The sequence below is a fragment of the Gemmatimonas phototrophica genome (genome assembly GCF_000695095.2).
Taxonomy (GTDB): Bacteria; Gemmatimonadota; Gemmatimonadetes; order Gemmatimonadales; family Gemmatimonadaceae; genus Gemmatimonas; species Gemmatimonas phototrophica.
Window position 1 is genome coordinate 957,262 of the sequence record NZ_CP011454.1, and the last position, 24,225, is coordinate 981,486.

22 protein-coding genes are annotated in these 24,225 nt (G+C 64.7%); 10 read left to right on the plus strand and 12 right to left on the minus strand.

From position 1 onward, the window contains the following. Window positions 1-5 precede the first annotated feature (5 nt). The 7 genes from fmt to ruvB all read right to left on the minus strand — a co-directional run bounded on the left by fmt (window position 6) and on the right by ruvB (window position 8,181). On the minus strand, window positions 6-1,100 hold the full coding sequence (gene fmt, locus GEMMAAP_RS03985) for a methionyl-tRNA formyltransferase (RefSeq protein WP_338011327.1): 1,095 nt from the start codon (window positions 1,098-1,100) through the stop codon (window positions 6-8). Further along, window positions 1,004-1,570 carry a peptide deformylase gene (gene def / locus GEMMAAP_RS03990; RefSeq protein WP_075071417.1) on the minus strand — a complete coding sequence of 189 codons (567 nt, stop codon included), beginning with the start codon at window positions 1,568-1,570 and terminating at the stop codon, window positions 1,004-1,006. The genes fmt and def overlap by 97 nt, the downstream gene beginning before the upstream one ends. A 12-nt stretch (window positions 1,571-1,582) precedes the next feature. Next, complete coding sequence (gene yajC, locus GEMMAAP_RS03995; protein ID WP_053334286.1) at window positions 1,583-1,933, minus strand: preprotein translocase subunit YajC; 351 nt, start codon at window positions 1,931-1,933, stop codon at window positions 1,583-1,585. After that, the gene (gene tgt / locus GEMMAAP_RS04000) at window positions 1,930-3,084 is read right to left on the minus strand and encodes a tRNA guanosine(34) transglycosylase Tgt (protein ID WP_026850149.1); all 1,155 of its coding nucleotides are present in this window, start codon (window positions 3,082-3,084) and stop codon (window positions 1,930-1,932) included. The genes yajC and tgt overlap by 4 nt, the downstream gene beginning before the upstream one ends. A 579-nt stretch (window positions 3,085-3,663) precedes the next feature. After that, window positions 3,664-4,746, minus strand: coding sequence for a tRNA preQ1(34) S-adenosylmethionine ribosyltransferase-isomerase QueA (gene queA / locus GEMMAAP_RS04005; protein WP_053334285.1), 1,083 nt, complete (start codon window positions 4,744-4,746; stop codon window positions 3,664-3,666). Between the two features lie 93 nt (window positions 4,747-4,839). After that, window positions 4,840-7,098, minus strand: a complete 2,259-nt coding sequence (locus tag GEMMAAP_RS04010) for a GWxTD domain-containing protein (RefSeq protein WP_026850147.1) — start codon at window positions 7,096-7,098, stop codon at window positions 4,840-4,842. 54 nt (window positions 7,099-7,152) lie between these two features. Further along, on the minus strand, window positions 7,153-8,181 hold the full coding sequence (gene ruvB / locus GEMMAAP_RS04015; protein WP_026850146.1) for a Holliday junction branch migration DNA helicase RuvB: 1,029 nt from the start codon (window positions 8,179-8,181) through the stop codon (window positions 7,153-7,155). Between the two features lie 98 nt (window positions 8,182-8,279). Between ruvB and GEMMAAP_RS04020 the strand changes: the two genes are divergently transcribed. From GEMMAAP_RS04020 to GEMMAAP_RS04035, 4 genes are all read left to right on the plus strand, one after another. Beyond that, window positions 8,280-8,825, plus strand: coding sequence for a DUF3299 domain-containing protein (locus GEMMAAP_RS04020; RefSeq protein ID WP_053334284.1), 546 nt, complete (start codon window positions 8,280-8,282; stop codon window positions 8,823-8,825). A 40-nt stretch (window positions 8,826-8,865) separates the two neighbouring features. Continuing rightward, window positions 8,866-9,621 carry an ABC transporter ATP-binding protein gene (locus tag GEMMAAP_RS04025; RefSeq protein WP_053334283.1) on the plus strand — a complete coding sequence of 252 codons (756 nt, stop codon included), beginning with the start codon at window positions 8,866-8,868 and terminating at the stop codon, window positions 9,619-9,621. Further along, window positions 9,621-11,246, plus strand: a complete 1,626-nt coding sequence (locus GEMMAAP_RS04030) for an ABC transporter permease (RefSeq protein WP_026850145.1) — start codon at window positions 9,621-9,623, stop codon at window positions 11,244-11,246. Before GEMMAAP_RS04025 ends, GEMMAAP_RS04030 begins: the two co-directional genes overlap by 1 nt. Before the next feature lie 185 nt (window positions 11,247-11,431). After that, a complete protein-coding gene (locus GEMMAAP_RS04035; RefSeq protein ID WP_026850144.1) occupies window positions 11,432-13,063 on the plus strand; it encodes a M20/M25/M40 family metallo-hydrolase in 1,632 nt (543 codons plus the stop codon). Between the two features lie 151 nt (window positions 13,064-13,214). On the opposite strand, the gene ruvA is transcribed toward GEMMAAP_RS04035, so the two are convergent. From ruvA to GEMMAAP_RS04060, 5 genes are all read right to left on the minus strand, one after another. Further along, on the minus strand, window positions 13,215-13,811 hold the full coding sequence (gene ruvA, locus GEMMAAP_RS04040) for a Holliday junction branch migration protein RuvA (protein WP_026850143.1): 597 nt from the start codon (window positions 13,809-13,811) through the stop codon (window positions 13,215-13,217). Beyond that, a complete protein-coding gene (gene ruvC, locus GEMMAAP_RS04045; RefSeq protein ID WP_238588179.1) occupies window positions 13,808-14,347 on the minus strand; it encodes a crossover junction endodeoxyribonuclease RuvC in 540 nt (179 codons plus the stop codon). Before ruvC ends, ruvA begins: the two co-directional genes overlap by 4 nt. Window positions 14,348-14,375: 28 nt before the next feature. After that, the gene (locus GEMMAAP_RS04050; protein ID WP_026850142.1) at window positions 14,376-15,119 is read right to left on the minus strand and encodes a YebC/PmpR family DNA-binding transcriptional regulator; all 744 of its coding nucleotides are present in this window, start codon (window positions 15,117-15,119) and stop codon (window positions 14,376-14,378) included. Between the two features lie 186 nt (window positions 15,120-15,305). Next, window positions 15,306-16,142, minus strand: coding sequence for a DnaB-like helicase C-terminal domain-containing protein (locus GEMMAAP_RS04055; RefSeq protein ID WP_026850141.1), 837 nt, complete (start codon window positions 16,140-16,142; stop codon window positions 15,306-15,308). 23 nt (window positions 16,143-16,165) lie between these two features. Then, window positions 16,166-16,561 (minus strand): hypothetical protein, encoded by a 396-nt coding sequence (locus GEMMAAP_RS04060; RefSeq protein ID WP_026850140.1) that lies wholly within the window; start codon window positions 16,559-16,561, stop codon window positions 16,166-16,168. 84 nt (window positions 16,562-16,645) lie between these two features. On the opposite strand from GEMMAAP_RS04060, the gene porX reads away from it, so the two are divergent. The 6 genes from porX to GEMMAAP_RS04090 all read left to right on the plus strand — a co-directional run bounded on the left by porX (window position 16,646) and on the right by GEMMAAP_RS04090 (window position 23,930). Further along, a complete protein-coding gene (porX, locus tag GEMMAAP_RS04065) occupies window positions 16,646-18,208 on the plus strand; it encodes a T9SS response regulator signal transducer PorX (protein ID WP_026850139.1) in 1,563 nt (520 codons plus the stop codon). A 2-nt stretch (window positions 18,209-18,210) separates the two neighbouring features. After that, window positions 18,211-20,052, plus strand: a complete 1,842-nt coding sequence (locus GEMMAAP_RS04070; protein WP_053334282.1) for an ABC transporter ATP-binding protein — start codon at window positions 18,211-18,213, stop codon at window positions 20,050-20,052. Between the two features lie 573 nt (window positions 20,053-20,625). Next, the gene (locus tag GEMMAAP_RS04075; RefSeq protein ID WP_082821047.1) at window positions 20,626-21,162 is read left to right on the plus strand and encodes a glycosyltransferase; all 537 of its coding nucleotides are present in this window, start codon (window positions 20,626-20,628) and stop codon (window positions 21,160-21,162) included. 2 nt (window positions 21,163-21,164) lie between these two features. Next, window positions 21,165-22,037 carry an ABC transporter permease gene (locus GEMMAAP_RS04080; protein WP_053334281.1) on the plus strand — a complete coding sequence of 291 codons (873 nt, stop codon included), beginning with the start codon at window positions 21,165-21,167 and terminating at the stop codon, window positions 22,035-22,037. A 51-nt stretch (window positions 22,038-22,088) separates the two neighbouring features. Next, on the plus strand, window positions 22,089-23,231 hold the full coding sequence (locus GEMMAAP_RS04085; RefSeq protein ID WP_026850135.1) for an aminotransferase class V-fold PLP-dependent enzyme: 1,143 nt from the start codon (window positions 22,089-22,091) through the stop codon (window positions 23,229-23,231). Window positions 23,232-23,357: 126 nt separating this feature from the next. Then, on the plus strand, window positions 23,358-23,930 hold the full coding sequence (locus GEMMAAP_RS04090; RefSeq protein ID WP_026850134.1) for a GNAT family N-acetyltransferase: 573 nt from the start codon (window positions 23,358-23,360) through the stop codon (window positions 23,928-23,930). Window positions 23,931-24,225: the final 295 nt, after the last annotated feature.

A 24,225-nucleotide genomic window follows, 5' to 3' on the forward strand; every position in this document is an offset into this window, starting at 1 on the left:
GACACTCACGGCAACGCGTCCGGCGTCACGACGTCAAACTGATCGCCGGCCGCCACACCACGGCCACGGCCCCAGGACGCGGCCGTCATGCGCGGCTTGCCACTGGGCTGCACATCCATGAATCGCACGGCGCCCACGCCGCAGCGTACCAGCAACCCGTCGTCGCCGGCGCTGCGCACGGTGCCGGGAGGGCTGGCCTGCGTAGGTTCGTCCAATGCGGCATCGCTGCCATCGCCCACGACGCGCACCCCGAAGCACTTCACATCCTGTCCCTTCAGGGACGCATACGCCCCCGGACGCGGATCAAAGGCGCGCGCCACGCGCGACACCAGCGCGGCCGGCTGCGCAAAGTCGAGGCGCGCCATGGAACGATCGATCTTGGAGGCGTACGTGGAGAGCGCGTGGTCCTGCGCAATAGCACGCGACACCCCCGCCTCGATGAGCGTCAGTGCCTGCACAATGGCCAGCGCTCCCATCTCCGCCAGCTGGTCGTGCAGTTCCCCATAGGTGGTGTCCGGACCAATGGGGGTGCGCACCACATGCAGCATGTCACCCGCGTCGAGCGCTGGTACCATCTGCATGATGGTGACGCCCGTCTCCGTCATGCCCTGCAGGATGCACGCCTGAATCGGCGCCGCGCCACGCAGCTCGGGGAGCAGCGACGCGTGAATGTTGAGCGTGCCGTGTGGCGGCAGATCGATCACGGCCTTGGGCAGAATGTGCCCGTAGGCCACCACAACCGAGATGTCCGGCGCCAGCTCACGCACCTGCTGCATGAACGCATCGCCGCGCGGCTTGAGCGGCTGCAGCACCGGAAGGCCTTCTTCGAGCGCCACCACCTTGACCGGCGACGGGTCGAGCTGCGTGCGCGAGCGTCCCCGTGGTTTGTCGGGCTGGGTGACCACGCCCACCACGTCGTGCCCTTCACCGAGAAGGGCGCGGAGGGGCGGCACGGCGAAGTCTGGCGTGCCCCAGAAGAGAATTCTCACGGGGCCGCGTCGCCTTACGCGTCCGAGCCCGCGGCGCCCTTCTCGGGGGGCAGATCGCCCACCGGAAGCACGCGCAGATTTTTCGGATACTTGGACTTTTCGTAGTCCCACTCTTTCATGGCCGATCGCTTCTTGAGCAGGCTGAGTCGGTCGGTGAAGAGTTTGCCGTGCAGGTGATCGATTTCGTGCTGCAGGCAGCGGCCCAGGAGATTGGCCGCGTCTTCGATTTCGTACCACACCCCATCGATGTCCTGCGCCCGCACCGTCACCCGCGCGTGGCGGCTGACGTCGGCATAGATCTCGGGAATGGAGAGGCAGCCTTCTTCGCCTTTCACCAGCCCGCCGTCGTGACTGACGATTTCCGGGTTGATGACCACCAGCCGGGTGTCGTCGGCGTCCACCACACACAGACGCTCGCTGCGCCCCACCTGCGGCGCGGCAAGCCCCACACCCTTGGCGGCTTCCATCGTCTCGAACATGTCGTCCACGAGACGGCGGAGCTCCGGGGTGATTTGCGTAACGCGCTCGGTGTCCTGTCGCAGGATGGGAGAGCCGAGGACGTGAATATCGAGACGGGCCATGGAACCGAGCGCTTACGCGGCGGGGGTACCACCGCCAACCGCGGCAATACGGCCGCGTTCGACGATCAGCTTGCTCTCACCCGACTTGATCGTGATTCGATCGGCCAGGGTGGCGGCGCCGTCCTTGCCCTGTGAAGCGATGTGCAGCACTTCGCCCACAATGCCGCCGGCGGTGACGATTTCATCGCCCTTCTTGAGCGTCTTCACGCGCTCCTCGTGCGACTTGCGCTGCTTCTGCTGCGGGCGGATGAGCACGAAGTAGAAGATCGCGAAGATCGCGCCGTACATGAAAATCATCTGCGGGATGGCCTGGGTAGGCGCGCCCTGCAGAAGTGCGAAGCTGGCAATGACGGAAGCGGTCATGAGGCGGTCTTTCTGGAGTGGTAGCGGGCGAGCCAGTCACGGCTCCAGCCCTCGAACGTGCCGGCCTGGACGGCGGCCCGGGCGTCGCGCATCAACGCGACAAGGAAATGTACATTGTGCAGGCTCAGGAGGCGGAGTCCGAGAATCTCTTCGGCCACGAATAAGTGCCGGATGTAGGCCTTCGAGAAGCGGGTACAAGCGGCGCAGGTACACCCCACCTCCAGCGGCTCCGGGTCAGTCCGCCACTGGGCGTTCTTGATGCTCCGGCGCCCGGTGCTGGTAAAGAAGGCCCCGGTCCGGCCCATCCGGGTGGGGGCCACACAGTCAAAGACATCCACACCGCGGGCCACCCCCTCCACCAGATCCTCCGGGAAGCCGACCCCCATCAGGTACCGGGGGCGGTCGGTGGGCAGCTCCTCGTTGACCACGTCCAGCATGGCGTACATGTCGGGCTTGGCTTCGCCCACGGACAGGCCGCCAATGCCGTACCCCACCCAATCCCCCGCGTTGCGAATGGCCTGGGCGGACGCCCGGCGGAGGTCGGCATGAATTCCCCCCTGCACGATGGGGAAGAGCGCCTGCACGGGGGTGGGGGCACTGAGATCGGTGGCCTGGAGTTCGTCAAAGGCAATCCGGCACCGGTCGAGCCACCGGATGCTGCGTTCCATGGCCACCTTGGCCAGGTCGTGCGGCGACTGCCCGGGGACCACGTGATCGAATTGCATGATCACGTCAGCGCCCAGATTGCGCTCAATGCGCATGACCGATTCGGGGGTGAACTGCTGCAGCGACCCGTCAAGGTGGCTGCGGAATTCGACCCCTTCTTCCTGGATGGTGCGCAGCCCCTCCAGGGAGAACACCTGGAACCCCCCGGAGTCGGTGAGCATGGGCCCGGACCACTGCATGAATTGGTGCAGGCCACCCATGGTGCGCACGAGCTCATCGCCTGGCCGCAGGCGTAGGTGGTACGCGTTGGCCAGCACCATGGTGGCGCCCAGCCGCGACAGGTCTTCGGGATCGAGCGACTTCACGCTGGCGAGCGTGCCAACAGGCATGAACTGCGGCGTTTCCACGGGGCCATGCGGGGTGTGAAAGACCCCGGCCCGGGCGTGGCCGTCAGTGTGTTGGGTTTCGAAGGAGAAGTGGGACACGCCGGAAAATACACTGCCTGGGCCGTGCGGTGGCTTGTGGCGTTCCACTATTGCCGGCGTCTGGGCTGACACCGCTGAACGGCATTACGAGGACTGGTCCGTGTATTCGGACAGGGCGTCTGACCGAGGACGGCGACGGTGTGAGCGACCGGCACTCTCCACCTCCGCCAGTTCAACATTTTTAAAGATTGAACACACTGGCCGCAGCAGTACGCCGCCTGACTCATGCCGGAACCAGTCCTCGTTTGGACGCCCTGTCCGCGACATCGGAGCAGTCCTCGGTTGGCAGTTCCAACCCGGCTCGCGATTCGCACCGGTGCTTGGGCTGGCACCGCTGAACGGCATTACGAGGACTGGTCCGTGTATTCGGACAGGGCGTCTGACCGAGGACGGCGACGGTGTGAGCGACCGGCACTCTCCACCTCCGCCAGTTCAACATTTTTAAAGATTGAACACACTGGCCGCAGCAGTACGCCGCCTGACTCATGCCGGAACCAGTCCTCGTTTGGACGCCCTGTCCGCGACATCGAAGCAGTCCTCGTAATGCAGTTCAACGGGGCCCGTGGTACACCCCACACGTCAGATGATGCACATCGCATCACCGTACGAGTAGAACCGATACTCGTTCTCCACCGCCACCCGGTACGCATGCATGGTCTGCTCGTAGCCGGCAAAGGCCGCGACGAGCATGACCAGCGTGGACTTGGGCAGGTGAAAGTTGGTGATGAGATGGTCAACGCCGCGGAACTGGTAGGGCGGGCGCAAAAAGATGTTCGTGTCGCCGGTGTATGGCTGCACGATCCCATGCGCATCGGTGGCCGTCTCGAGGGTGCGCACGCCGGTGGTGCCCACCACCCAGATCTTGTTGCCGCGGGCCCGTACGGCATTCAGGCGGTCGGCGGCCTCTGGGGTCACCTCACACCATTCGTCGTGCATGAGGTGCTGCGACGGGTCCTCGTCGCTGACCGGGCGAAAGGTGCCCGCGCCCACATGCAGCAGCACATTCACGCGTTCCACGCCCTTGGCCTGCATCTGCGCCAGCAGGTCGTCGGTGAAGTGCAGCCCGGCGGTCGGCGCTGCCACGGATCCGGCTTCCCGGGCATACACCGTCTGATACCGATTCACGTCGCCCGCTTCGTCCGCCCGCTCAATGTACGGCGGCAACGGTACGTGGCCATGCGTCTCAATGGCGGCGAGCGGATCCCCATCGGTGTGGAGCTTCACGATGCGCGTGCGACGCGGCGTGGTATCCACGATTTCCACTTTGAAGCCATCGGCGATGGTGACCACGCGCCCCGGGCGCAGTTTGCCGCCCGGATGAATCATGGCTTCAAAGTGCACTCCGTCGGCGTGGCCCTCGGCCGGACGCAGCAACAGAATTTCGGCCGGTCCACCACTCTCACGATGCCCCAGCAGGCGCGCGCGGAACACTTTGGTCGTGTTCAGGACAATCGCGTCCCCCTCGGGAATCAGCCCCAGCACGTCGCGGAACGTGCGATGCGACACCCCTCCCGTGGTACGATCGACCACGAGCAACCGGCTCGCATCGCGCGGCTCAACGGGCCGCTGGGCAATGCGAGCTTCGGGAAGCTCGTAGTCATAGTCGGACGTACGGGCACCTTTCGGTGGCGAAACGCCCACGGAATCGGACGGGAGGGTCATAGAAGCTGCGAAAGACAATCGAAACGGCTCCGCCGCGCAACGGCTCGGCTCGTTTTCGTCCCGCCCGGATGTGTTTCCGTCCCTCCCGGGACATTAACGAATGGAAAACTCCGTATCCCGCGAAACGCGTTTCCCGGACCCCAGGTCCGATATTTCCACACGCAGCTTGTAACGGCCGCTCGGGGCTTCGCTCATATCCAGCGAGAGATAGTCCACCAGCGTTGGCGACGCGGCCGCGGTGCGGTCGAAGCTGATGGTGAACTTGTCTCGCGACTGCTGGGGGCGACCAACGGCCTTGCCCAGTCCATCCAACACCCGCACACCAAAGCCCAGCGGGCCACCGCGCTCGGTTCGTTCCACCGAAATGGCCACCCGGTAGCGGCCATTCCCCTGCTTGGCGGTCAACTCGTACAGCTCCCACACGAGGCCGACCGACGACCCCTTGTCGAAGGCCCCAACGCTCGGCGTGGTCACGACATCCTTCCAGCTGCCCGCGGCGTTCTTGCCGTCGGCCAACGCCGGCTTGGAGCCCAGCAGCACATCGCTCATGGCAAAGCCAGTCGTGGCCACAGGGTTGAGACGCACGGTGCCACGGGCCGCGCGACGCGTATCGGCCTGCAGCGCTTCCACGCGTACCACATTGATCCCCGGGCCCAATCGGCGCGTCCATGTGCGCCGCTCCCGTTCGGTCAGCGAATCGGGGGCATACGACCCCTGCGTGGATTCCATCCCCTGAACGCGCACGAACTGGTCGAAAATGCGGAAGTCGAAATCCACCGGTACCCGGTCCAGCGGGGTGTTGCGGACCAGTGAATCCAGAGGAACACGTGCCGCCACGACCGCATCGAGTGAATCGCCACCGGCCCGGAAGCGCGCCACGCGAACTGGTATGGTGTCGAGCATGTTCGTGGTGGCGATGTTGTCGAACGTCGCGGGCAACGCGTCGCGCACGCGGTTCACGTAATCCTGATCGTTGCGCGCGATCCTGGCCGTATTGAACGACGGCACCAGATCAAAAAAGAACACTGCGGTCGGGTACTCCCAGATGAGTGTGGCGTTTGCCGCAAACTCACTCGACGTCCATGTGTTGCCGGCGGACGTGATCTCCACTTTGGGGGGACCGTAGCGCACATAAATATCACCCCGGTCGGTGTCGGCTCCCCGCAACTCCATCTCCTCATCCGTCCAGCGGAAGTCGGCGTAGGTCACGCGCGCCAGAAATTCCAGCCTCAGCTCGTTCTCTGCCGTGAGCGTAAGCGGGTCGTTCATGAGCCAGTACATGGCTTCGAGGCCACGCTGCTGCTCAGCGGGCAACGACGCGAACTGCGCCGAGTCGGTGGTGGGCGTTCGCTTGTCCATCGACTTGGGGCGCAACAGCCGAGTGAAGCGCGTAAGGCGCTCGGCCTCGGCGTCGTCCATGAGCACGAGCGCCGAGTCAAATGCGGCCTTGGCGTCGGCAAAGCGACGGAGCCGGTGCAGCGCGAGTCCGCGCGCCAGCCGCGCCTGATAATCCACCGGAAATTGCGCGCTGCGGCGCGACGCGACGCTAAGTAGCTCTTCCCACCGATCCTTGGCCGCGAGCGTCATGTACAAATGACGACTGAAGCGCAGGTTGGTGGAATCGGCGCCCACGGCGGTGCGGAAATGATTGAGTGCGCTGTCGTACGACTCGGTGCCGGTAGGCGGCTCGATCTTCTTGAGAAAGCTGGACACCACATCGCCAGCATCCTTGCGCATGAAATTGTCGTTCCCGCTCAGTTGCACACGGCGGCCATCAGCGGCAAGACCACGATTGCCGATGGACTCGTAACTGCGCCAGGCGAACATGCCGGCGATATCCGACGCCACGGCCAGCGTAGCCATATCCCCAACGCGCTTGGCGGCATCGATGCCATCGTTGGCCTGCAGTCGTCCCGCCGCCCGGGCCATGGCGTAGCCCGATTTGAGCGTGAAACGGCCAAGACTTACATGATAGCGGGCACTGTCGGGCGCGAAGTTCACGGCCAGCCGCAACGAACTGTCGGCCGCCGCCACCATGCGCACCATCTTCTGCGAGGGGAATACGTTGGGGCGCATCCTGAGCCCTGTTTGCGCCCAGAGGTACATGCCCTGGTAATACCAGGAGACGGCATCGCGCGGGTTCTTTCGCACCGCGCTGTCGAGCAGCGCCAGCGCCCGCGTGGTATCACCCATACTGGCAATGGAGTCGGCGCGCGCAGCAGGAGTACCAGCGGCGGCACCGTAGGGGGCCACCAATTCGATGGCGGCTTGCGCGGAGAGGAGCGCGGGGACGACGAGCGCGACCAGCGATACCACGGCAAGTCGCGCACGACGGCGGGCAAGAGTCAGCATATCACCGAAAATCATTGAAGGCCTGGCACTCGCGCCGAGTTCGGCGCGCCGTGGTCAAAATAGGCCGGGTTGTTCGGCGCTGCCAATGGGTGGGACGAATCCCAGGTGACGATACGCATGCGCCGTGGCGACTCGTCCCCGCGGCGTGCGTTGCAGAAATCCGTGCTGCACCAGAAACGGCTCATACACCTCTTCGATGGTCCCGGCATCTTCGCCGATTGCCGCGGCAATGGTGCCGAGGCCAACGGGGCCACCGTCAAACTTTTCGATGATGGCTCGCAGGAGACGCGAGTCCATATCGTCCAGTCCGAAATGATCCACGTCGAGGAGCGACAGGGCTGCCTGTGCTACGTCGAGCGTGATGATGCCGTTGGCCCGGACCTGGGCGTAATCGCGCACGCGCCGCAACAGGCGGTTGGCCACGCGAGGCGTGCCGCGAGAGCGCTTGGCAATTTCGTGGGCGCCGGCCGCATCCATTTCCACCCGCAACACATCACCGGTACGCCGCACAATGACTTCGAGTTCTTCGACCGGATAGAACGCCAGCTGGTGCACCAGCCCAAAACGGGCCCGCATGGGCGCGGTCAGCATCCCCAGCCGGGTCGTGGCGCCCACCAGCGTGAACTTCTCGATGTTCATGGTGACCGTCTGCGCCTTCGGCCCTTCAGACAGGCGGATATCGATCTTGTAATCCTCCATGGCCGGATAGAGGAACTCCTCGATTACCGGGCGCAGGCGGTGGATTTCATCGATGAACAGCACATCGCCTTCGCGCAGGTTCGTGAGCGGCCCGACCAGGTCGCCCGGCTTTTCCAGCGCCGGGCCGGACGTGGTGGTGAGATTCACCCCCAATTCGCGGGCAATCAGATCGGCCAGTGTGGTCTTGCCGAGTCCGGGCGGACCAAAAAACAGGATGTGATCAAGCGGCTCCCGGCGTGCCTTGGCGGCGTCGATGGCAATACCAAGGCTTTCCTTGACCTTTTTCTGTCCAATGAACTCCGCCAGCCGCTGGGGGCGCAGCGACAGCTCAACAAGCCCCTCCTCGGAGAGGGCCTCAGGGGTGGTGATTTCCGCGCGGCTCATGGCCGGAAATATACCGAAAGGGGCTTTCTGAGTCGCCAAGGCAACATTCGGCCCCAATCCGCGTATCTTTCAGTATCACGTCCCATTCGAGACCGCCTATGACGCGTCGTACCCATTCGCTGCTTTCCGTTGCCGGCCTGGCTGCCCTGGTGGTCGTTGGCTCGGCATTTACGCTGCCTGGCAAACCCCTGCCCAAGGCCAAACTGGCCGTGACCACGCCGGCCAAGGCCACAGATCGTCCGTCGGCGCTGCTCACGGGGGCCGATGCCCAGCAGCCGGTGAACATCGACTGGCGCGTGCTGGCCGGGCTCGATTACACCAACGGCAAGGCCACCGATACGCTCAAGAAGCTGGAAGGCAAGCAGGTGCGCATTCCGGGCTTTGTGGTGCCGCTCGACGACTTTCAGGAAGAGGGCGCAGAGTTCCTGCTGGTTCCGTACTACGGCGCCTGCGTGCACACCCCGCCCCCGCCCCCGAACCAAATCGTGATGGTGGAGATGACTGGCAAGAAAGCCATCAAGCTCAACCTGTTCGACGCGGTGTGGATGTCAGGCACGCTCAAGATTGCCTCCGTGGAAAGCCCGTACGGTACGGTGGGGTATACGCTCGAAGGTCTCAAGGTCGAGCCGTACTCCTCCAAGTAGGTCGCGCCGCACGGCGTATTCCCTTTCGCATTCCCTTCGCATGACGACTCCGGCATCGACGGCTCCGGCCGTCGAACTGTCGAAGCTCCGATTCGCCTACCGGACTGGCCAGGATGTACTGGCAATCGATCACTTGTCGATTGCCCGCGGCGAGACGGTGTTTCTGCACGGGCCGAGCGGCAGTGGCAAGACCACGCTGCTCGGCCTTCTTGCGGGGGTCCTGCAAGCGACGGCAGGGCAGGTGAAGGTGCTTGGACAGGACTTCAGCACCATGTCCAGCGGTGCCCGCGATGCGTTCCGGGCGCGGCATCTGGGCTACGTCTTCCAGATGTTCAACCTCATCCCGTACCTCTCCATGCGGGAGAATATTCTGCTCCCCATTCGCCTCGAAGCGGCCCGGCGGGCGCGGCTCGGCGGGCGGTCGTTTGATGAGGCGGTGCGCGATGTGGCCAGTCAACTGGACATCGCCCGCTATCTCGATACGCCAATTGGCGAGTTGAGTGTAGGACAGCAGCAGCGCGTGGCGGCGGCGCGGGCGTTGATTGGCAGTCCCGAAGTGGTGATTGCCGACGAGCCCACCAGCGCGCTCGATACCGACCGGCGTGAACAGTTTCTCGAATTGCTCTTCAAGTCGTGCGCGAACGCCAGCGCGACGCTGGTCTTTGTCAGTCATGACCACACGCTCATGCCACTGTTTTCGCGCATTGTGGAGCTGGGTGAGATCAATGCCGCCGCGCAGGTGCATCGGGTCAATACGGCCACCTCTGCGGTGCCAACCGCCGGGGGGACGCCCTGATGCTCATTCTTCGACTGGCACTGGCCTCACTGCGCAGCCGCAAGCTGACCACGGCCCTCACGGTAGCGAGCATTGCGCTGTCGGTCACGCTGCTGGTGGGTATTGAAACGGTGCGCGCGGGAGTGCGCGACAGCTTTGCCGGCACCATTCGTGGCGTGGATCTCATTGTCGGCGCGCGTGGGGGCACGCTGCAGGTGTTGCTGAGCAGCGTGTTCGGCATTGGCAGTCCGTCCGGTTCGGTGCAGCTGCGTACCATGGAGCGGTGGCAGCAGCATCCGGCGGTAAAGTGGGTGGTACCGTATTCGCTGGGCGACAGCCACCGCGGCTTTCGCGTGGTGGGCACGAGCACGGAGTTCTACGAGCGGTATCGATTTCGCAAAGACGGCCGGATTACGTTCGCTGCCGGGGGCGTAGCGCAGGCCGACAGTGATGTGGTGGTAGGCAGCGAGGTGGCGGAGCGCCTCAACTACACAGTGGGCACCCCAGTGGTGGTCACACACGGGCTGCGCGACATCGGCACCAGCAATCATGAGGCGCATCCGTTTCGTGTCGTGGGGGTGCTGGCGCGTACGTTCACGCCCATTGATCGCAGCGTGTATGTGACGCTGGAAGGCATTGAGGCGATGCACGAAGAGGGGGAGTTCGCGGCTGCGCCATCAGCAGCTCCTCCGATGCCGGTTAAAACAGGAAGCAGGGAGCAGGATGCAGGGAGCAGGAAGCAGGCGGTGATTGCGGCGAACAAACGGCGGGCGGCGGCTATTCCCACCACGCCACCGGCGGGGGTGCCCATGGCGATGCCGGGCGCGGAACCACCGCCGGGAACGCCCATGGTGATGCCCGGGGCGTCGCCACCGCCGGGAACACCAACGGTCATGCCCGGTGCATCGCCGCCGCCGGGCGCCACGCTGGTCATGCCGGGGGCCGAGCCGCCACCGCAAGTCATGGAGCAGGTGAACGCGGCGGCGGAAAAGGCGCGCGAGGCGGCCAAGGCGAAAGCTGTAGCGGCGGCAGTTACGAGCGTTTCGAAGACGGATACGACCGACACGGCCGAGGCGGAACACGATCACGGCGACGACCAGATCACGTCGTTCTTCGTCGGGACCAAAAATCGCTTTGAAGCACTGATGCTGCAGCGTGAGATGAACACCGATCTTGCGGAGCCGCTCACCGCCATCATTCCCGGCGTCGCGCTGGGCGAACTGTGGCAGAACATCGGCAGCGCCGAAGTGGGGCTGCGCGTTATTGCCATGTTCGCGGTGCTCATCAGCATCACAGGCATGCTGGTGGCGCTGTACTCATCGCTGGAAGCCCGACGTCGGGAGATGGCCATTCTGCGGGCCATTGGTGCCGGGCCGCGTACCATTCTCGCGTTGCTCGTCCTCGAAAGCACCATGCTGGCGTTCCTCGGCTGCGTCATTGGCGTAGCCATTGTGTACGCGGGGCTCGCCCTCGGGCAGTCACCCATCGAGCAACGGTTCGGCATTCACCTCGCGCTGCGCGCGTTGGGGGAAACCGAGTACGGCTACCTCGCCATGGTGATGATTGCCGGCATGCTCATTGGTTTCGTGCCCGCGTGGAAGGCGTACAGAACCAGTCTGGTGGATGGATTGTCGCCGCGGGCGTAGGACCGAAGTTCCCGAACCACCGTTGCACTGTACAACTGATGACTGAAAACTCGAACTGACAACTGAAAACTTGAACTGTACACTGAAAACGTCCGCGCCCGAAGAAGTAGTCAGTTTTCAGTTGGAGTTGTCAGTTGTCAGTTGAAGTTTTCAGTCTTGAGTTTCCTCCTTCCCTCGAATCGCCCATGCATCGCCTCGCCCTCCTCACCCTCTCCCTACTCGCCGCAACCACCGCGCACGCTCAGCGCCCCGGTGGTCGCGGGCCGGCGCCTGTGGCACCCAACCCGCAGGCGCTACCCGTTTCGCCGGCGCCCGACTATGTGCGCACCACCGCACCCACCGACGCGAATATTCTGAAGCTGTGGGAAGAGGGTATGCAGCGCTCCAAGGCGGCGGCCTATGCGCAGGCACTGCTTGATTCAGTGGGGCCGCGCCTCACCGGGTCGCCCAACATGACGCGTGGCCAGGACTGGCTGCTGGCCACGTACAAGCAACTGGGCGTGTCCGCGCGGAAGGAACGCTACGGCACCTGGAATTCGTGGAAGCGAGGGGTGGCCTTTGCGCAGCTCACGGCGCCCCGGGTGAAGCCGCTGGAAGCCACCATGTTGTCGTGGAGCGGCAATACCGCCGGCAAGTGGGTGGACGGCGATGTGGTGACCCTCAAGCCGTATGCGTCACCCGACGAGTTCAAGGCGTGGTTGCCGAGCGTGAAGGGCAAGGTGGTGTTGGCGAGTGCGCCGCGCCTCACGTGCCGGATGCCCAGCCAGGTGGCGGAGTTCGCCACCCCGGCGTCGGCAGCGGCGCTCGATTCGGCACAGCGTGACCTCACGGCCACCTATCAGGGACTTACGCAGCGCGTGCCCACCTTCTACGCCGATCTCAAGGCGGCGGGGGCGGTGGCCGTCTTCGAGTCCAACTGGTCCAGTTTTCCCGGCGTGGACAAAATTTTCGGTTCGCCGCGCAACAGTGCGTTACCCACCTTCGATGTTGGCTGCGAAGACTACGGCATGCTCTTCCGCCTCGCGCAAAATGCGCAGGGCCCCAAGGTCAAGCTGATGGCGGAGAACGAGCATCTGGGTGAGCAGCCGGTGTTCAACGTGATCGCCGAGATCAAGGGCTCATCAAAGCCCAACGAGTACGTGGTGTTGTCGGCACACTTTGACAGCTGGGAAGGGCACAGCGGGGCGACCGACAACGCCACCGGTACGGTGACCATGCTGGAAGCGCTGCGCATTCTCAAGACGGTACTGCCCAACCCGAGCCGCACGATTGTGGTGGGCCACTGGAGTGGTGAAGAGCAGGGGCTCAACGGCTCCGGCGCCTTCGCGGCCGACCACCCCGAGGTGGTGAAGGGATTGCAGTTTCTCTTCAATCAGGACAACGGCACCGGCCGCATTGTGAGCACCGGGCCCAGTATTCTCCCGGAGAATGGCCCGCGGTTGGCGCAGTACATGGGGCAGATGCCCAGCCAGCTTACGCAGTACATCCGACTCAGCGGTCCCAGCGGCATTGGCGGCGGCAGCGACCACGCGTCGTTCCTGTGCTACGGTGCGCCGGCCGCCAGCCTTGGTGCGCTGTCGTGGGATTACAGCAACAGCACGTGGCACACCAACCGTGATTCGTTCGACAAGGTCATGCAGGATGACCTCAAGCACAACGCGACGCTCACGGCCATGTTCGCGTATCTCGCCAGCGAAGATCCGCAGCCCAGCTCGCGTACGCTCATGAGCCCGCTGCCGAATGGCCCCAACGGCCAGCCCATCACGATCCCCAGCTGCGGCAAGCCGCTGCGCGAATCGACGGGGTATCGACGGTAGCAAGAAGAAAAACTGGAAACTCATGACTTGCACTGACAACTGACGACTCCTACTGATGACTGAAAACTCCCGGCAGTCCGCCAGACGTTCTCAGTTGCCAGTTCGAGTTTTCAGTTTTCAGTTCGAGTTCTCAGTTGTCAGTTCCAACGTCCTACCGCCCCGTCAATTTCCCCAGCGCACCGCGTACGACTACGCTGACATCGGCAGCGCCGCCAGTTTCCAGCACGGCCCGCACGGCGCGATCCGCATCGGCCTGGTTATAGCCCAGCGCCATCAGGGCACGCATGGCGTCATCGGCGACGGGACTTGAGGGCGCGCCAGTGGCCGTGGGCCCGCTGCCCACGCTGTCCACCTTGTCGGCCAGGTCGAGAATGATCTGCTCGGCCTTCTTGCGCCCCACGCGAGGGACGCGCATGAGCGTCGTGATGTCTTTCTCGCGCAGGGCACGTACGACGCGCTCGGGGGTGAGCGCCGAGAGAATGCCCAGCGCCAGCGAGGGGCCCACGCCTTTGGCCACCAGCAGCTTCTGAAAGACCGCGCGTTCATACGCGTGCGAAAAGCCGAACAGCTGCCAAGCGTCCTCACGCACGGCGAGGTGCGTGAACAGCGTCACCTTCTGGCCAAGTGCCGGGAGTGCCTCGTAGACCGACAACGGAATGAGGCATTCGTAGGCGAGCCCGCCTGCCGTCATGACTTCCACGCGATCGAGTTCGCGGGTAATGAGCGTGCCCTGGACCTGCGAAATCATTTGCGCTTCTCCTGTGCTGCCTTGGCGAGCAGCGTGCTGAGCTTCAGTTCGGGCAGTTTGGGAAGGGTGGCTGTCATGCAGGCGCAGAGCGCGGCCGCCACCCCGTCCGCGGCATCGGCGGGCTGCGGTGCACTCTTGAGGCGCAGCAACCGCGTGACCATGAACTGCACCTGTTCCTTGGTGGCCGCCCCCCGGCCGGTAATCGCTTTCTTGATTTCCGCCGGCGGGTACTCGTGAATGGTGAGCCTGGCCTGCTGACCCGCCAGGAGAATGACACCTCGGGCATGCCCAAGCACCACCGTGGTGCGCACGTTCTTGGCGTAGAACACATCCTCGATCGCAATGGTATCGGGACGGTGGCGGGCAATCAGCTCGCTCACGCCCGCGTGCACCTCGTGCAGGCGCTGCGCCAGCGGATCGCGGGCATTGGTGCGAATCACCCCACACTCCACGAGTGTGGGGGCACGTCCCTCCAGGGCAACCACGCCAAAGCCGGTAACCGCTGTGCCCGGGTCAATCCCGAGCACGAGTTTCACGCGAGCCTCGTGAGCCGCCCAGTCGGCATCAGTCTTCGGCCATCGCGCTTTCGTCCATCTCGAAGTTGGCATCGACTTTCTGTACGTCGTCGAGCTCTTCGAGCGCTTCCAGCAGCTTGAGCAGGTTGGCGGCGTTCTCGCCTTCCACCTTCACGGTGTTCTTGGGCACCCAGGCGAGTTCCGCGTCTTCCACCTTGTACTTCTTCGACTCCAGCCCTTCCTTCACCGCGTGCAGTGCCGCCGGCTCGGTAGTGATGGTGAACTGATCGTCCTCGCGCACCACATCATCGGCGCCCGCTTCCAGCGCCGCTTCGATGAGCACGTCTTCGTTCACGCCCTCGGCGGACACCGACATCTGTCCCTTGCGGTCAAACATGAACGCCACCGAGTTGCTGGTGCCCATGTTGCCGTGGTTCCGCGACAGCTTGTGGCGCACGTCGGCGACGGTACGCGTGGGATTGTCGGTCACGGCGGCAATCATGATGGCCACCCCGCCCGGTCCGTACGCTTCGTACAGCACTTCGGTATACTCGGCGCCTTCCAGTTCGCCGGTACCCTTCTTGATGCCGCGCTCGATGTTGTCCTTCGGCATCGACACGGCCTTGGCATTGTCGATGGCGGTGCGCAGGCGCGGGTTGCCGCCAGGATCACCGCCACCGAGCTTGGCGGCCATGGTGATTTCGCGAATGAGACGCGTGAACAGCGAGCCCCGCTTCTTGTCGGTGGCCGCTTTCGCGCGCTTGATCGTCTTCCACTTACTATGACCAGCCACAGCCCGCCCTCAGTATGGTTTGGAGGGAAAATACCCACGCCGGCGGCCCAACTGCAGTAGTGGACACGCGTAAAAGCGTCATGGGTTACGGGTTAGCGGGTCACCGAGTAACTGCGGGAACTGCGGTTACCGCGTGAACCCGGTAACCCGGTAACCCATAACCCATAACGCTGTTACGCAGACGTCTCACTCCGCTACGTCTTCAAATCGCCCAAATCGCGCGTCGAAGTACAGGTCCACGTAGCCTTTGGCGCCGTCCCGGTTCTTGAGAATGAGCAGCTCGGCCGCTCCGGAGACGCCGTGGTCGAAGTCGTACATTTCTTCCCGGTAGAGCCCGAGCACCAGGTCGGCCTGCGCGCCCACGGTGCCGCCCAGCCCGAAATCCGTGAGACGGGGACGGCGGTCTGGCCGGTGGCGATCAAGGCCGGGCAGATGTGTGGTGAGCAGTACCACCACATGGTTCTTGAGCGCCAGTCGCTTGAGGGCCAGTACGGCGTAGCTCAGCGCTTCGTCCTGCCCGTGGTCGCGATGCAGTATGCCCTCAAGGGTGTCCACAATCACCAGACCGGCGCCCGGCGTCGCCTCCACCGCCCGCTCAATGTTGCTCAGCCCTCCCTGGAGGAACGTTTCCACCACAGGGACCTGATCGCGCAGCGAGACGGCTGCCGTGGCCAGGCGAATGCGCTCTTCGTCTGTCACCGCGCCCAGCCGGATATTCTCGAGAGAAACCTTGGCGCAGGTGGCCAGCGCCCGTTCGTATACTCGGTCGGGCTGCATTTCACTGGTGAGCAACAACGCCCGCTGCGCCCCGCGTAACGCGATGCCGAGGGCCAGCGCAGACGACCCTACACTGTCGTCGCCGCCAAGCACGACGAGGTCGCCGCGTCGGAATCCCCCCCCCAACGCCTTGTCGAGTGAGGGGAAGTTGGAGGGAACGAGGTCGAGATCGACCTCCCCCGCGGCGGCGCGATCGAGGCGGGCCACGATGCGGGTGAGGGGCGAAATGTCGTGGTCGTGCGGCATGGCGTACCGGCGTCGCGGGAGAATCAGGTCCCGGCGAGCTGCCGGGCGAGCTTTTCAAGCTCCTGCACGGATGGCCCGTCGAGATGCGCGCCGGCGGCGGCCACGAGGCTGCGCAGGGCGCCGGCCACCTGGAGCGGTGTGCCGGTGGTGGACTCCACACAGCGTGCAAAGGGCACACGGGTGGTCGCCGGGAGCGCGAGCGACGCCAGCCACACTTTGGCGGCAGCGGCCCGTGACGCCCGATCGGCCGGCGGCAGCGGCTCACCGGTACTCACGCTCAACGCCAGGCGAGCGGCCAGCAACGAGGCCAGGGCTACCTCCCGGCCACCACCAAGCGGCAGCCGCCCCGCGAGGGCGGCCAGAGCGGGGAAGGGGAAACGCAGTGTTTCCAGCGCGAAAGGCAGGGATTCGGTCAGCACAGGGGATATTCTACCATGTCGGCCCGCCGTTCGGTGGATCTGCCGCACAACTGTCGGTAGCGGCGTCGTTTATCTTTTCAGAATATGGCGCAACCGGCAAAAACCATCTTGTGGGTGGACGACGAGGCCGAGCTCCTCGAGCCCCACCGGCTCCTGCTCGGCGATAAAGGCTATGTGGTGGTGACCGCCACCAACGCCGACGACGCGCTGGAGTTGCTGCGGCGGCACAGCTACGACCTGGTGCTGCTGGACGAACAGATGCCCGGAACGCGGGGGCTGGATGCCTACAAGGACATCCGGGAGCTGTCGCCCACGTTGCCGGTGGTCATGGTCACCAAGAGCGAAGAAGACGCGACGCTCAAGGAGGCCATTGGCGCGAATATTCGCGACTATCTCGTAAAGCCCGTCACGCCGCGGCAGGTGCTGTCGGTAATCACCAAGATTCTCGATGGGCCGCTCATTCGCTCGCAGGCCATGGCACGCGCCTTTGTGGAGCGGTTCCGGGCCATTGAGCAGGAACGGTACGCCAATCTGGACTGGCGCGGCTGGATTGAGCGGTTCGCGGAGCTGATGCAGTGGGATGTGGAGCTGGCCGAAGCCGGGGAGCTGGGGTTGCACGAGTCGCTGCGCGGGCTGTATCCCGACATGCACCGCGCCTTTGCCGACTACATGCGTCGGGAGTACCCGCGCTGGCTGCGCGAGCTGGAAGGCGACCGTCCGCCGCTCTCGGTGGATGTGTTTCAGGAGTTCGTGCTGCCCGTGCTGCAGCGCGATCGCAAGGTGATTTTTGTGGTGATCGATTGCCTGCGTCTCGACCAGTGGCGGGTGCTGGAGCCGTTGCTGGCGCCGCTCTTCGAGGTGGAAACCACGCACTACTACTCCATTCTGCCCACGGCTACGCCCTACGCGCGCAACGCGCTGTTCAGCGGGCTGTTTCCGGGGGAGATTGCCGCGCGCTTTCCCGACTGGTGGGGAGAGCGCGACGACGAAACGCTCAACGCGCACGAAAAGGATCTGCTGGTCGCGCAGTTGGCCGAGCTGCAGGTGGCGGCCACGGTGCGCTACCAGAAGTTGACCACCGCAAACGATTCCGACGATCTCGAGCGGCATTTGCCGGCGGCCATTGCCGGGGAAGGGGTGCATGCCTTCGTCTTCAATTTCGTGGACATGCTCACGCATGGCCGGTCGGAGAGCATGATTCTGTACGAAGTGGCGCGCGACGAGATTGCGCTGCGGGCACTTACCAAGCAGTGGTTTGAGCGGTCGGCGCTGCTGTCGCTGCTGCGCGAGGCCTCACGCCGCAATATTTCGGTGGTCGTGACCAGTGACCACGGCGCGCTGCACTGCAACACGCCAGCCACGGTGTTTGCCAAGCGTGACGCCACCGCCAACCTGCGCTACAAGTTTGGCGAAGATATTCGCTCCGAAAAGAGCGAGCACGCGCTGCTCTTCAGCAACCCCGACGATTTGCGGTTGCCGCATCGCGGTCCGGGAAACAACTCACTCATCGCGGCCGGTGACACGTTCTTTGTGTATCCCACCAAGCTGCGCGAGTATCAGGGACGGTACAAAGGCTCGTTCCTGCACGGTGGTGTGACCCCTGAGGAGTGCATTCTCCCGGTGTCGCTGCTCACTCCCAAGCGCTGACCATGGCACAGACCGGGAATGTCCGGACGCCGGGCACGTTGCTTTGGCGGCGGCTCTGGCGCTTTGTGGGACCGCACAAGGGCAAGCTCTTTCTGGTGGTGTTGCTGAACGCACTGGCCGCCTTTGCCGACGTGTTTTCCTTCACGTTGCTGGTGCCGTTCTTCAACGCGTTCTTCAAGTCGGACCAGCTGTTGCCCACCACGGGGACGATTGGGCGGCTGCTGCAAAGCTCCATTGGTTTTCTGCTTGATGAGCAGGACCGCATGGGGTCGCTGCGCAATGTGATGCTCATCGTTATTGGCGCCGTCACCCTCAAGAACACGCTGGTGTGGTTCGCCGGGCAGGTGGGCGTCAAGTTGCAGGAGTTCGTGGTGCGTGATCTGCGCACGGCGGTCTATGCGCATCTGCTGCGGTTGCCGCTGCCGTGGTTCACGCGCAACAAGGTGGGGCAGATCATTTCGCGCGTGCTCACCGACACGAGCAACGCCAAAACGGTCGTCACGGAACTGGTGACCCGCTCGCTGTGGAGTGGCGCCCAGGTGCTTGCCACCCTCGTGGCCATGTTCACCACGTCGTGGCGCCTGTCGCTCGCCGCGCTGGTCATTGCGCCCATCACCATTGGCGCCATTCAGCCGGTGCTGCGCAAACTGCGCAAAGGGTACCGCACGCTGGGCAATGAGCAGGGCGAAATGACCAGCCTGGTGCAGGAAGTGGTGAGCGGCGTGCGGCTCGTGAAATCGTATCGGGCCGAAGGGCGCGAAGAGCGCAAATTCACCGACAAGAACAACGCCTTTGCGCGTGGCTTCGTAAAGGTCGGGCGGCTGGCCCTGCTGAGCGGGCCGGTCACGGAAACACTGGGCACGTTCACGGCGGTCGCCATTCTCTGGTACGGCGCTCAATTGGTGCTCGTGGAAGGCACGCTCACCGGCGCCGAACTGCTGGTGTTTCTGGTGCAGGTCATGCGTCTGTTGCAGCCGCTCAAGCAACTGTCGCAAACGCCGGCGGCGGCACAGCAGTCGCTGGCCAGCGCCGAACGTCTCTTCGAAATTCTGGATTCGCCGTCGGAGACGGCGGCCGACCGGGGAACGCGCACCACGGCGTCGTTTACCCGCGACATCGTCTTTGAGCACACCGGGTTTCAGTACACCGATGGCGCTGCGGCACTCATCGACGTGTCGTTCACCGCACGCAAGGGCGAAGTGGTGGCGCTCGTGGGTGCCAGCGGGGCCGGCAAGAGCACGCTGGTGGACTTGCTCCCGCGATTCATCGACCCAACCAGCGGGCGCATTCTGCTTGATGGCGTGGATTTGCGCGAGATCAAGCTGGATGCGCTGCGCACCCTTACTGGCATCGTGAGTCAGGATACCGTGCTGTTCAACGATTCCGTACGGGCCAATGTGGGCTTCGGCACGCCAGATGCCACGCAGGAACAGCTGAATGCGGCCGCCAGTGCGGCCAACGCGCTGGGCTTCATTGAAGCGCTTCCGGAGGGGTGGGATACCAACCTGGGCGAGCGTGGTACCCGGTTGTCCGGCGGGCAGCGGCAGCGACTGGCCATTGCGCGGGCGCTGGTGTCCGACCCGCCCATTCTCATTCTCGACGAGGCCACGTCGGCACTGGACGTGGAGAGCGAGCGACTGGTGCAGGAGGCCATTGATCGCCTGCTGCAGGGGCGCACCGTGTTCGTGATTGCGCATCGGCTGGCCACCATTCAGCACGCCGACCGCATTCTGGTTCTGGACGATGGTCGATTGGTGGAGGAAGGCACGCACGCGGCGTTGCTGGCGAGTGGTGGGGCTTACGCCCGTCTGCATGCGCTGCAGTTCGACCCGCGCCCCGAGTAGCGCCATGCGTGTGCTTGTGGTGGCCACCACCCCGCAGTGGGACGCCGGTACCCGGCTCATGGCCTCGCTGGCGGCCGGTCTTTCTGCGCGCGGCGATGTGGTGGCCATTGCCTGTGCCCCGCACAGTGCGTCCGAAGCGGCGATTGAACGCACGTGGCCCCGCATGTCGCTGCGCACCGTGACCGGGCAGGGGTGGTTCCGACAGGGGATGAGCTTGCGCGCCATTGTCACGGCGCTGCGCCCGGATGCGTTGCTGGTGAGTGGTGAGGCCGATGCGGTTCTGGCCGCGTTTGCGATGGGGAAGCGGGGCGGGATCGTACGCCGATATACCACCGATGAGCGCGAAGGGATGACGCTGGCCGATGCGCACGACGCGTTGCCGTGGCGGGCACGGTACACGCTGTCGCGGGCCTCCATCACGGCGTGGGGCGCCTCGTCGCTGGCGCTGGGATGGCCGATGGCTGATCCTCCCGCGGATACGGACGGTGCGACGTCGGTGCATCGACTCCCGGTGGTGGCGCCGCACATCGTGCTGGTGCCGGCCGCGATGCACGATGAGGTCACCGCCAACGCCTGCGGGCCATTGCGCATGTGCGATCACGGCACGGCGCGTTGCGGATCTCCTTGCTGGGTGAGGCCAGTGCCTTGCAGGCCACGCGACTGCACGCCGCAGCGCTTGATCTGTCAGGATGCGTACAGGTCGTACCGCTCGACACGCTGTTGCACCACGCGTTCCGCGGGCCGCATCCGCAGGCAAGTGTGGCCTGGATTGCCGCCGGGGGAGATGCCGGCGCGCTGGGCACGCTGGCGGCGATGCAGCAGGGCATGCCGGTCGTGGTGCCACAGGAGGCGGCCTACGCCGAGTTGGTCACGCCGGGCGTGACCGGCTTCCGCGTTCCGGCCGACTCGAGTGTGACGGTGGTGGCCGAGGTGGCGCGGGTGCTGTCGGACGCGTCGGCGCAGCGGGCGATGGGTGAAGCCGCCGCTGTTCGCGCCGCACGGGACTACGCGTGGGACCGCTTTGTGGATACGGCCGCGACGTTGCTGGCGCAGGCCGGCGGTGTGGCCGGGACGCGGGTGACGCGCCGGCCGTCACTCACCCCGGCCTGAGCATGAGCGTTCCGGTTTCCCCCCAGAGCGCGGCGCTCGCCAACGGATCGCAGACGTGGCGCAAGCTGCGCCGCGATGGCCGCAGTTGGCTGGGAGTGACGGTGGTGTTGGTGCTTGTCCTGCTGGCCATCGCGGCGCCACTGGTTACCAGCCACGATCCGTCGCGCATTGACCTGCGTCACACGCTGGAGGCACCCAGTCGTACGCACCTGCTGGGCACCGATGCGCAGGGGCGTGATGTGTGGTCGCGGCTCGTCTACGGCGCGCGCATCTCGCTGCTGGTCGGGTTGGCGTCGCAAGGGATTGCGCTCGCCATTGGCGTTGGCCTGGGGCTTGTTGCCGGCTACAGAGGCAAGTGGACGGATGATGTCGTGATGCGAATGGCCGACGTGACCCTGGCCTTCCCGTCGCTCCTGTTGCTGATCGCCATGGCGGCAGCCTTTGAGCCGTCACTCACCATGGTGTGTGTCGTGATTGGTGTGGTGGGGTGGGCGGGCATGGCACGACTGGTGCGCGGCCAGGTGCTGGTGGTGCGCGAGCTGGAGTTCGTGCAGGCCATGCGGGCCATCGGTGCTGGTGACGCCCGTATTCTGTTTCGCCACGTATTGCCCAACGTGATGGCGCCGGTGGTGATTGCCGGCACGCTGGGCATTGCCGGCGCCATCATGGCCGAAGCCGCACTCAGCTTTCTGGGACTCGGCGTACAACCCCCTACGCCCAGCTGGGGGGCCATGATTGCTGATGGGCGCGACCTGTCGCAGCTTCGGAATGCGCCGTGGACGTCGCTGGCGCCCGGGCTCGCCATCGGGTGCGCGGTGCTGGGCTTCAATCTGTTGGGCGATGCGGTACGTGACGCAGTGGATCCGCGATCCTGAGGGGCATGTTGCCATGGCGTTCCTTCTTTCTTCCGCTTACTGCCGCGTCTCATGATCGATACGACTGCGCTCCGCCATCGTGAATACGCCTGGATGGCCACCGATCCTGGCATCTACCTCAATGCGGCATCCGTGGGTCCCATGCCGCAACGGGCGGTCACGGTGGCGAATGAGTGGAGCGCCCTGCGCGCGCAGCCGCATCATCTCCCGTTTCAGCGCATGCTCGACGCGGCATCCACGGCGCGGCAGAATTTCGCCGCGCTGGTGGGAGCGGACGCTGACGAGATTGCGCTGATGCCCAACACCACCTACGGGCTCAACCTTGCCGCCCGCGCCTTGCCGCTCCGCCCCGGGGTCATTCTGTCCTTCGACGGCGAGTTCCCGAGCTGCGTCTATCCGTTTCAGGCACTGGGCTCACGCGGTATTGAGCTGGAGCTGGTGCCGCGCGTGAATGGGTTGCCTGACGAAGACACCTTGGTGCAGGCCATTGAACAGCGCACCGATGTGGTGGCGGTGGTGGTCAGCTGGGTGCAGTTCGCGACGGGTTTTGTGGCCGACCTCGAGCGCATTGGCCATGCCTGTCGGGGCAAGGGCATCTTTTTCATTGTGGATGGCATTCAGGGGTGCGGGGTGCGCCCCATCAACCTGCATGCCTTGCCGGTGGATCTGTTTGCCAGCGGCGCGCAGAAGTGGCAGCTAGGCCCGTGGGGGACCGGTTTTGTGTACGTGCGCCGCGAATTGATCACCGCGCTCGAGCCGCACGATGTGGGGTGGGCGTGCATGAAGAGCACCACCGATTACACGCGCCTCACCGACTACGAGTTCGATTTCTTCGATGATGCCCGTCGCTTTGAAGTGGTAACGCTCGCGTACCACGATTTTGCCGTGGCCAACGCCGGGACGTCGCTCCTGCTGGAGCTCGGGGTGGCCAACGTGGCCGCCCATCTCGACGCCTTGGGCACCCGCCTGGTGGAGTGGGCGCAGTCGCGGCGGGATGTGCGGCTCGTGACGCCGCCACTTTCGTCCCGTCGCGCTGGTGTCGTGGCCTTTGCTCCCGACGCGCTCGACGAAATGGCGGCCCGCCTCACACGGGCCCACGTCACGTTTACGGTGCGCGAAGGGGCAATTCGCCTCTCTCCACACTGCTACAACAGCATGGACGACATTCACCAGGTCCTCGGGCTGCTGGAGTAACGCGTTGCCGGTGCCGGATGCATCAAAACCACCGGCACCACTGGACCTGCCGTACAGACTCGCCATCTTACATGGGCAGGTCTCTCTTGCCCACAGATGTCTCGCCACTCCAAAGCTCGTCCCCCGATGGCCCTTGCGGAGCGCACCGTGTCGGAAGCGCTGCGGCTCTTTGTGCGCCATCCGCAGGGGGGCGCCGCCCCGCCGGCCGCCGCTCATGAGACGATGCCGGCCATTCGGGGCGACGAGCTGATTGCACTGGTGGATGAGCGGACACTGACCGCAGAACCACCGCCCATGGCGATGCTCGTGTATGCGCCAGCGCCCATGCTGATGGATACCCTGCGCTTTGATGTGAGCCAGGAAGAATGGCGTCCATTTGCCCGCGCCCACGACGAGGCGGCGGGCGCCGTGCTGCGGGTCGGCGCGATGCGCGGCGGCGTGCTGGTGGCCCTCGCCTCCGCGGAACGTCCGCAGGGGCGACTCTCGCGGCTGCGGGTCCTCGTGTCACCCACGTTCCGTCATATCGGGCTGGGTCATCTGGTGCTGCATCGCGCGGCGCGCGCCCTGCTGTACGACGGCCTGCTCCCCTACGCCCGCCTGGCCACCACCGACTTCGGGGCCCGTGCACTCGCCCGGGCCGTGGGATTTGTAAATATCACCCGCAGCCTCGGGCTGGGTGGCATGACGTTGGCCACCTGAAATCGCAGACGGCGTAGCGGCCAGCCTGAATTGCCGGTACAGAGCCGGCTCCGCGCAACTGCATTACGAGGACTGGCCCGTGTGGTCGGACAGGGCGTCTCGACGAGGACTGTGACGGTGGAGGCGACAAATACTCGCCACCTCCTCAAGATCCACAATCGAAAATAATGAACAACCGTGCGGCAGCAGTACGCCGCTCGACTCATGCCGGAGGCAGTCCTCGTTGGACGCCATGCCCGCCACATCGGAGCAGTCCTCGAAAGGCAGTTGCAGTCCGGGCCAGTCAACCGCGCCG

Bases quoted from the DNA above. Each gene is read 5' to 3' on its own strand.
- def (WP_075071417.1), bottom strand. From the start codon at position 1,570: ATGGCCCGTCTCGATATTCACGTCCTCGGCTCTCCCATCCTGCGACAG.
- GEMMAAP_RS04055 (WP_026850141.1), bottom strand. From the start codon at position 16,142: ATGCCGCACGACCACGACATTTCGCCCCTCACCCGCATCGTGGCCCGC.
- yajC (WP_053334286.1), bottom strand. From the start codon at position 1,933: ATGACCGCTTCCGTCATTGCCAGCTTCGCACTTCTGCAGGGCGCGCCT.
- GEMMAAP_RS04020 (WP_053334284.1), top strand. From the start codon at position 8,280: ATGACGCGTCGTACCCATTCGCTGCTTTCCGTTGCCGGCCTGGCTGCC.
- GEMMAAP_RS04035 (WP_026850144.1), top strand. From the start codon at position 11,432: ATGCATCGCCTCGCCCTCCTCACCCTCTCCCTACTCGCCGCAACCACC.
- GEMMAAP_RS04080 (WP_053334281.1), top strand. From the start codon at position 21,165: ATGAGCGTTCCGGTTTCCCCCCAGAGCGCGGCGCTCGCCAACGGATCG.
- GEMMAAP_RS04010 (WP_026850147.1), bottom strand. From the start codon at position 7,098: ATGCTGACTCTTGCCCGCCGTCGTGCGCGACTTGCCGTGGTATCGCTG.
- GEMMAAP_RS04090 (WP_026850134.1), top strand. From the start codon at position 23,358: ATGGCCCTTGCGGAGCGCACCGTGTCGGAAGCGCTGCGGCTCTTTGTG.
- GEMMAAP_RS04030 (WP_026850145.1), top strand. From the start codon at position 9,621: ATGCTCATTCTTCGACTGGCACTGGCCTCACTGCGCAGCCGCAAGCTG.
- porX (WP_026850139.1), top strand. From the start codon at position 16,646: ATGGCGCAACCGGCAAAAACCATCTTGTGGGTGGACGACGAGGCCGAG.
- GEMMAAP_RS04070 (WP_053334282.1), top strand. From the start codon at position 18,211: ATGGCACAGACCGGGAATGTCCGGACGCCGGGCACGTTGCTTTGGCGG.
- queA (WP_053334285.1), bottom strand. From the start codon at position 4,746: ATGACCCTCCCGTCCGATTCCGTGGGCGTTTCGCCACCGAAAGGTGCC.
- ruvA (WP_026850143.1), bottom strand. From the start codon at position 13,811: ATGATTTCGCAGGTCCAGGGCACGCTCATTACCCGCGAACTCGATCGC.
- GEMMAAP_RS04085 (WP_026850135.1), top strand. From the start codon at position 22,089: ATGATCGATACGACTGCGCTCCGCCATCGTGAATACGCCTGGATGGCC.
- ruvB (WP_026850146.1), bottom strand. From the start codon at position 8,181: ATGAGCCGCGCGGAAATCACCACCCCTGAGGCCCTCTCCGAGGAGGGG.
- GEMMAAP_RS04025 (WP_053334283.1), top strand. From the start codon at position 8,866: ATGACGACTCCGGCATCGACGGCTCCGGCCGTCGAACTGTCGAAGCTC.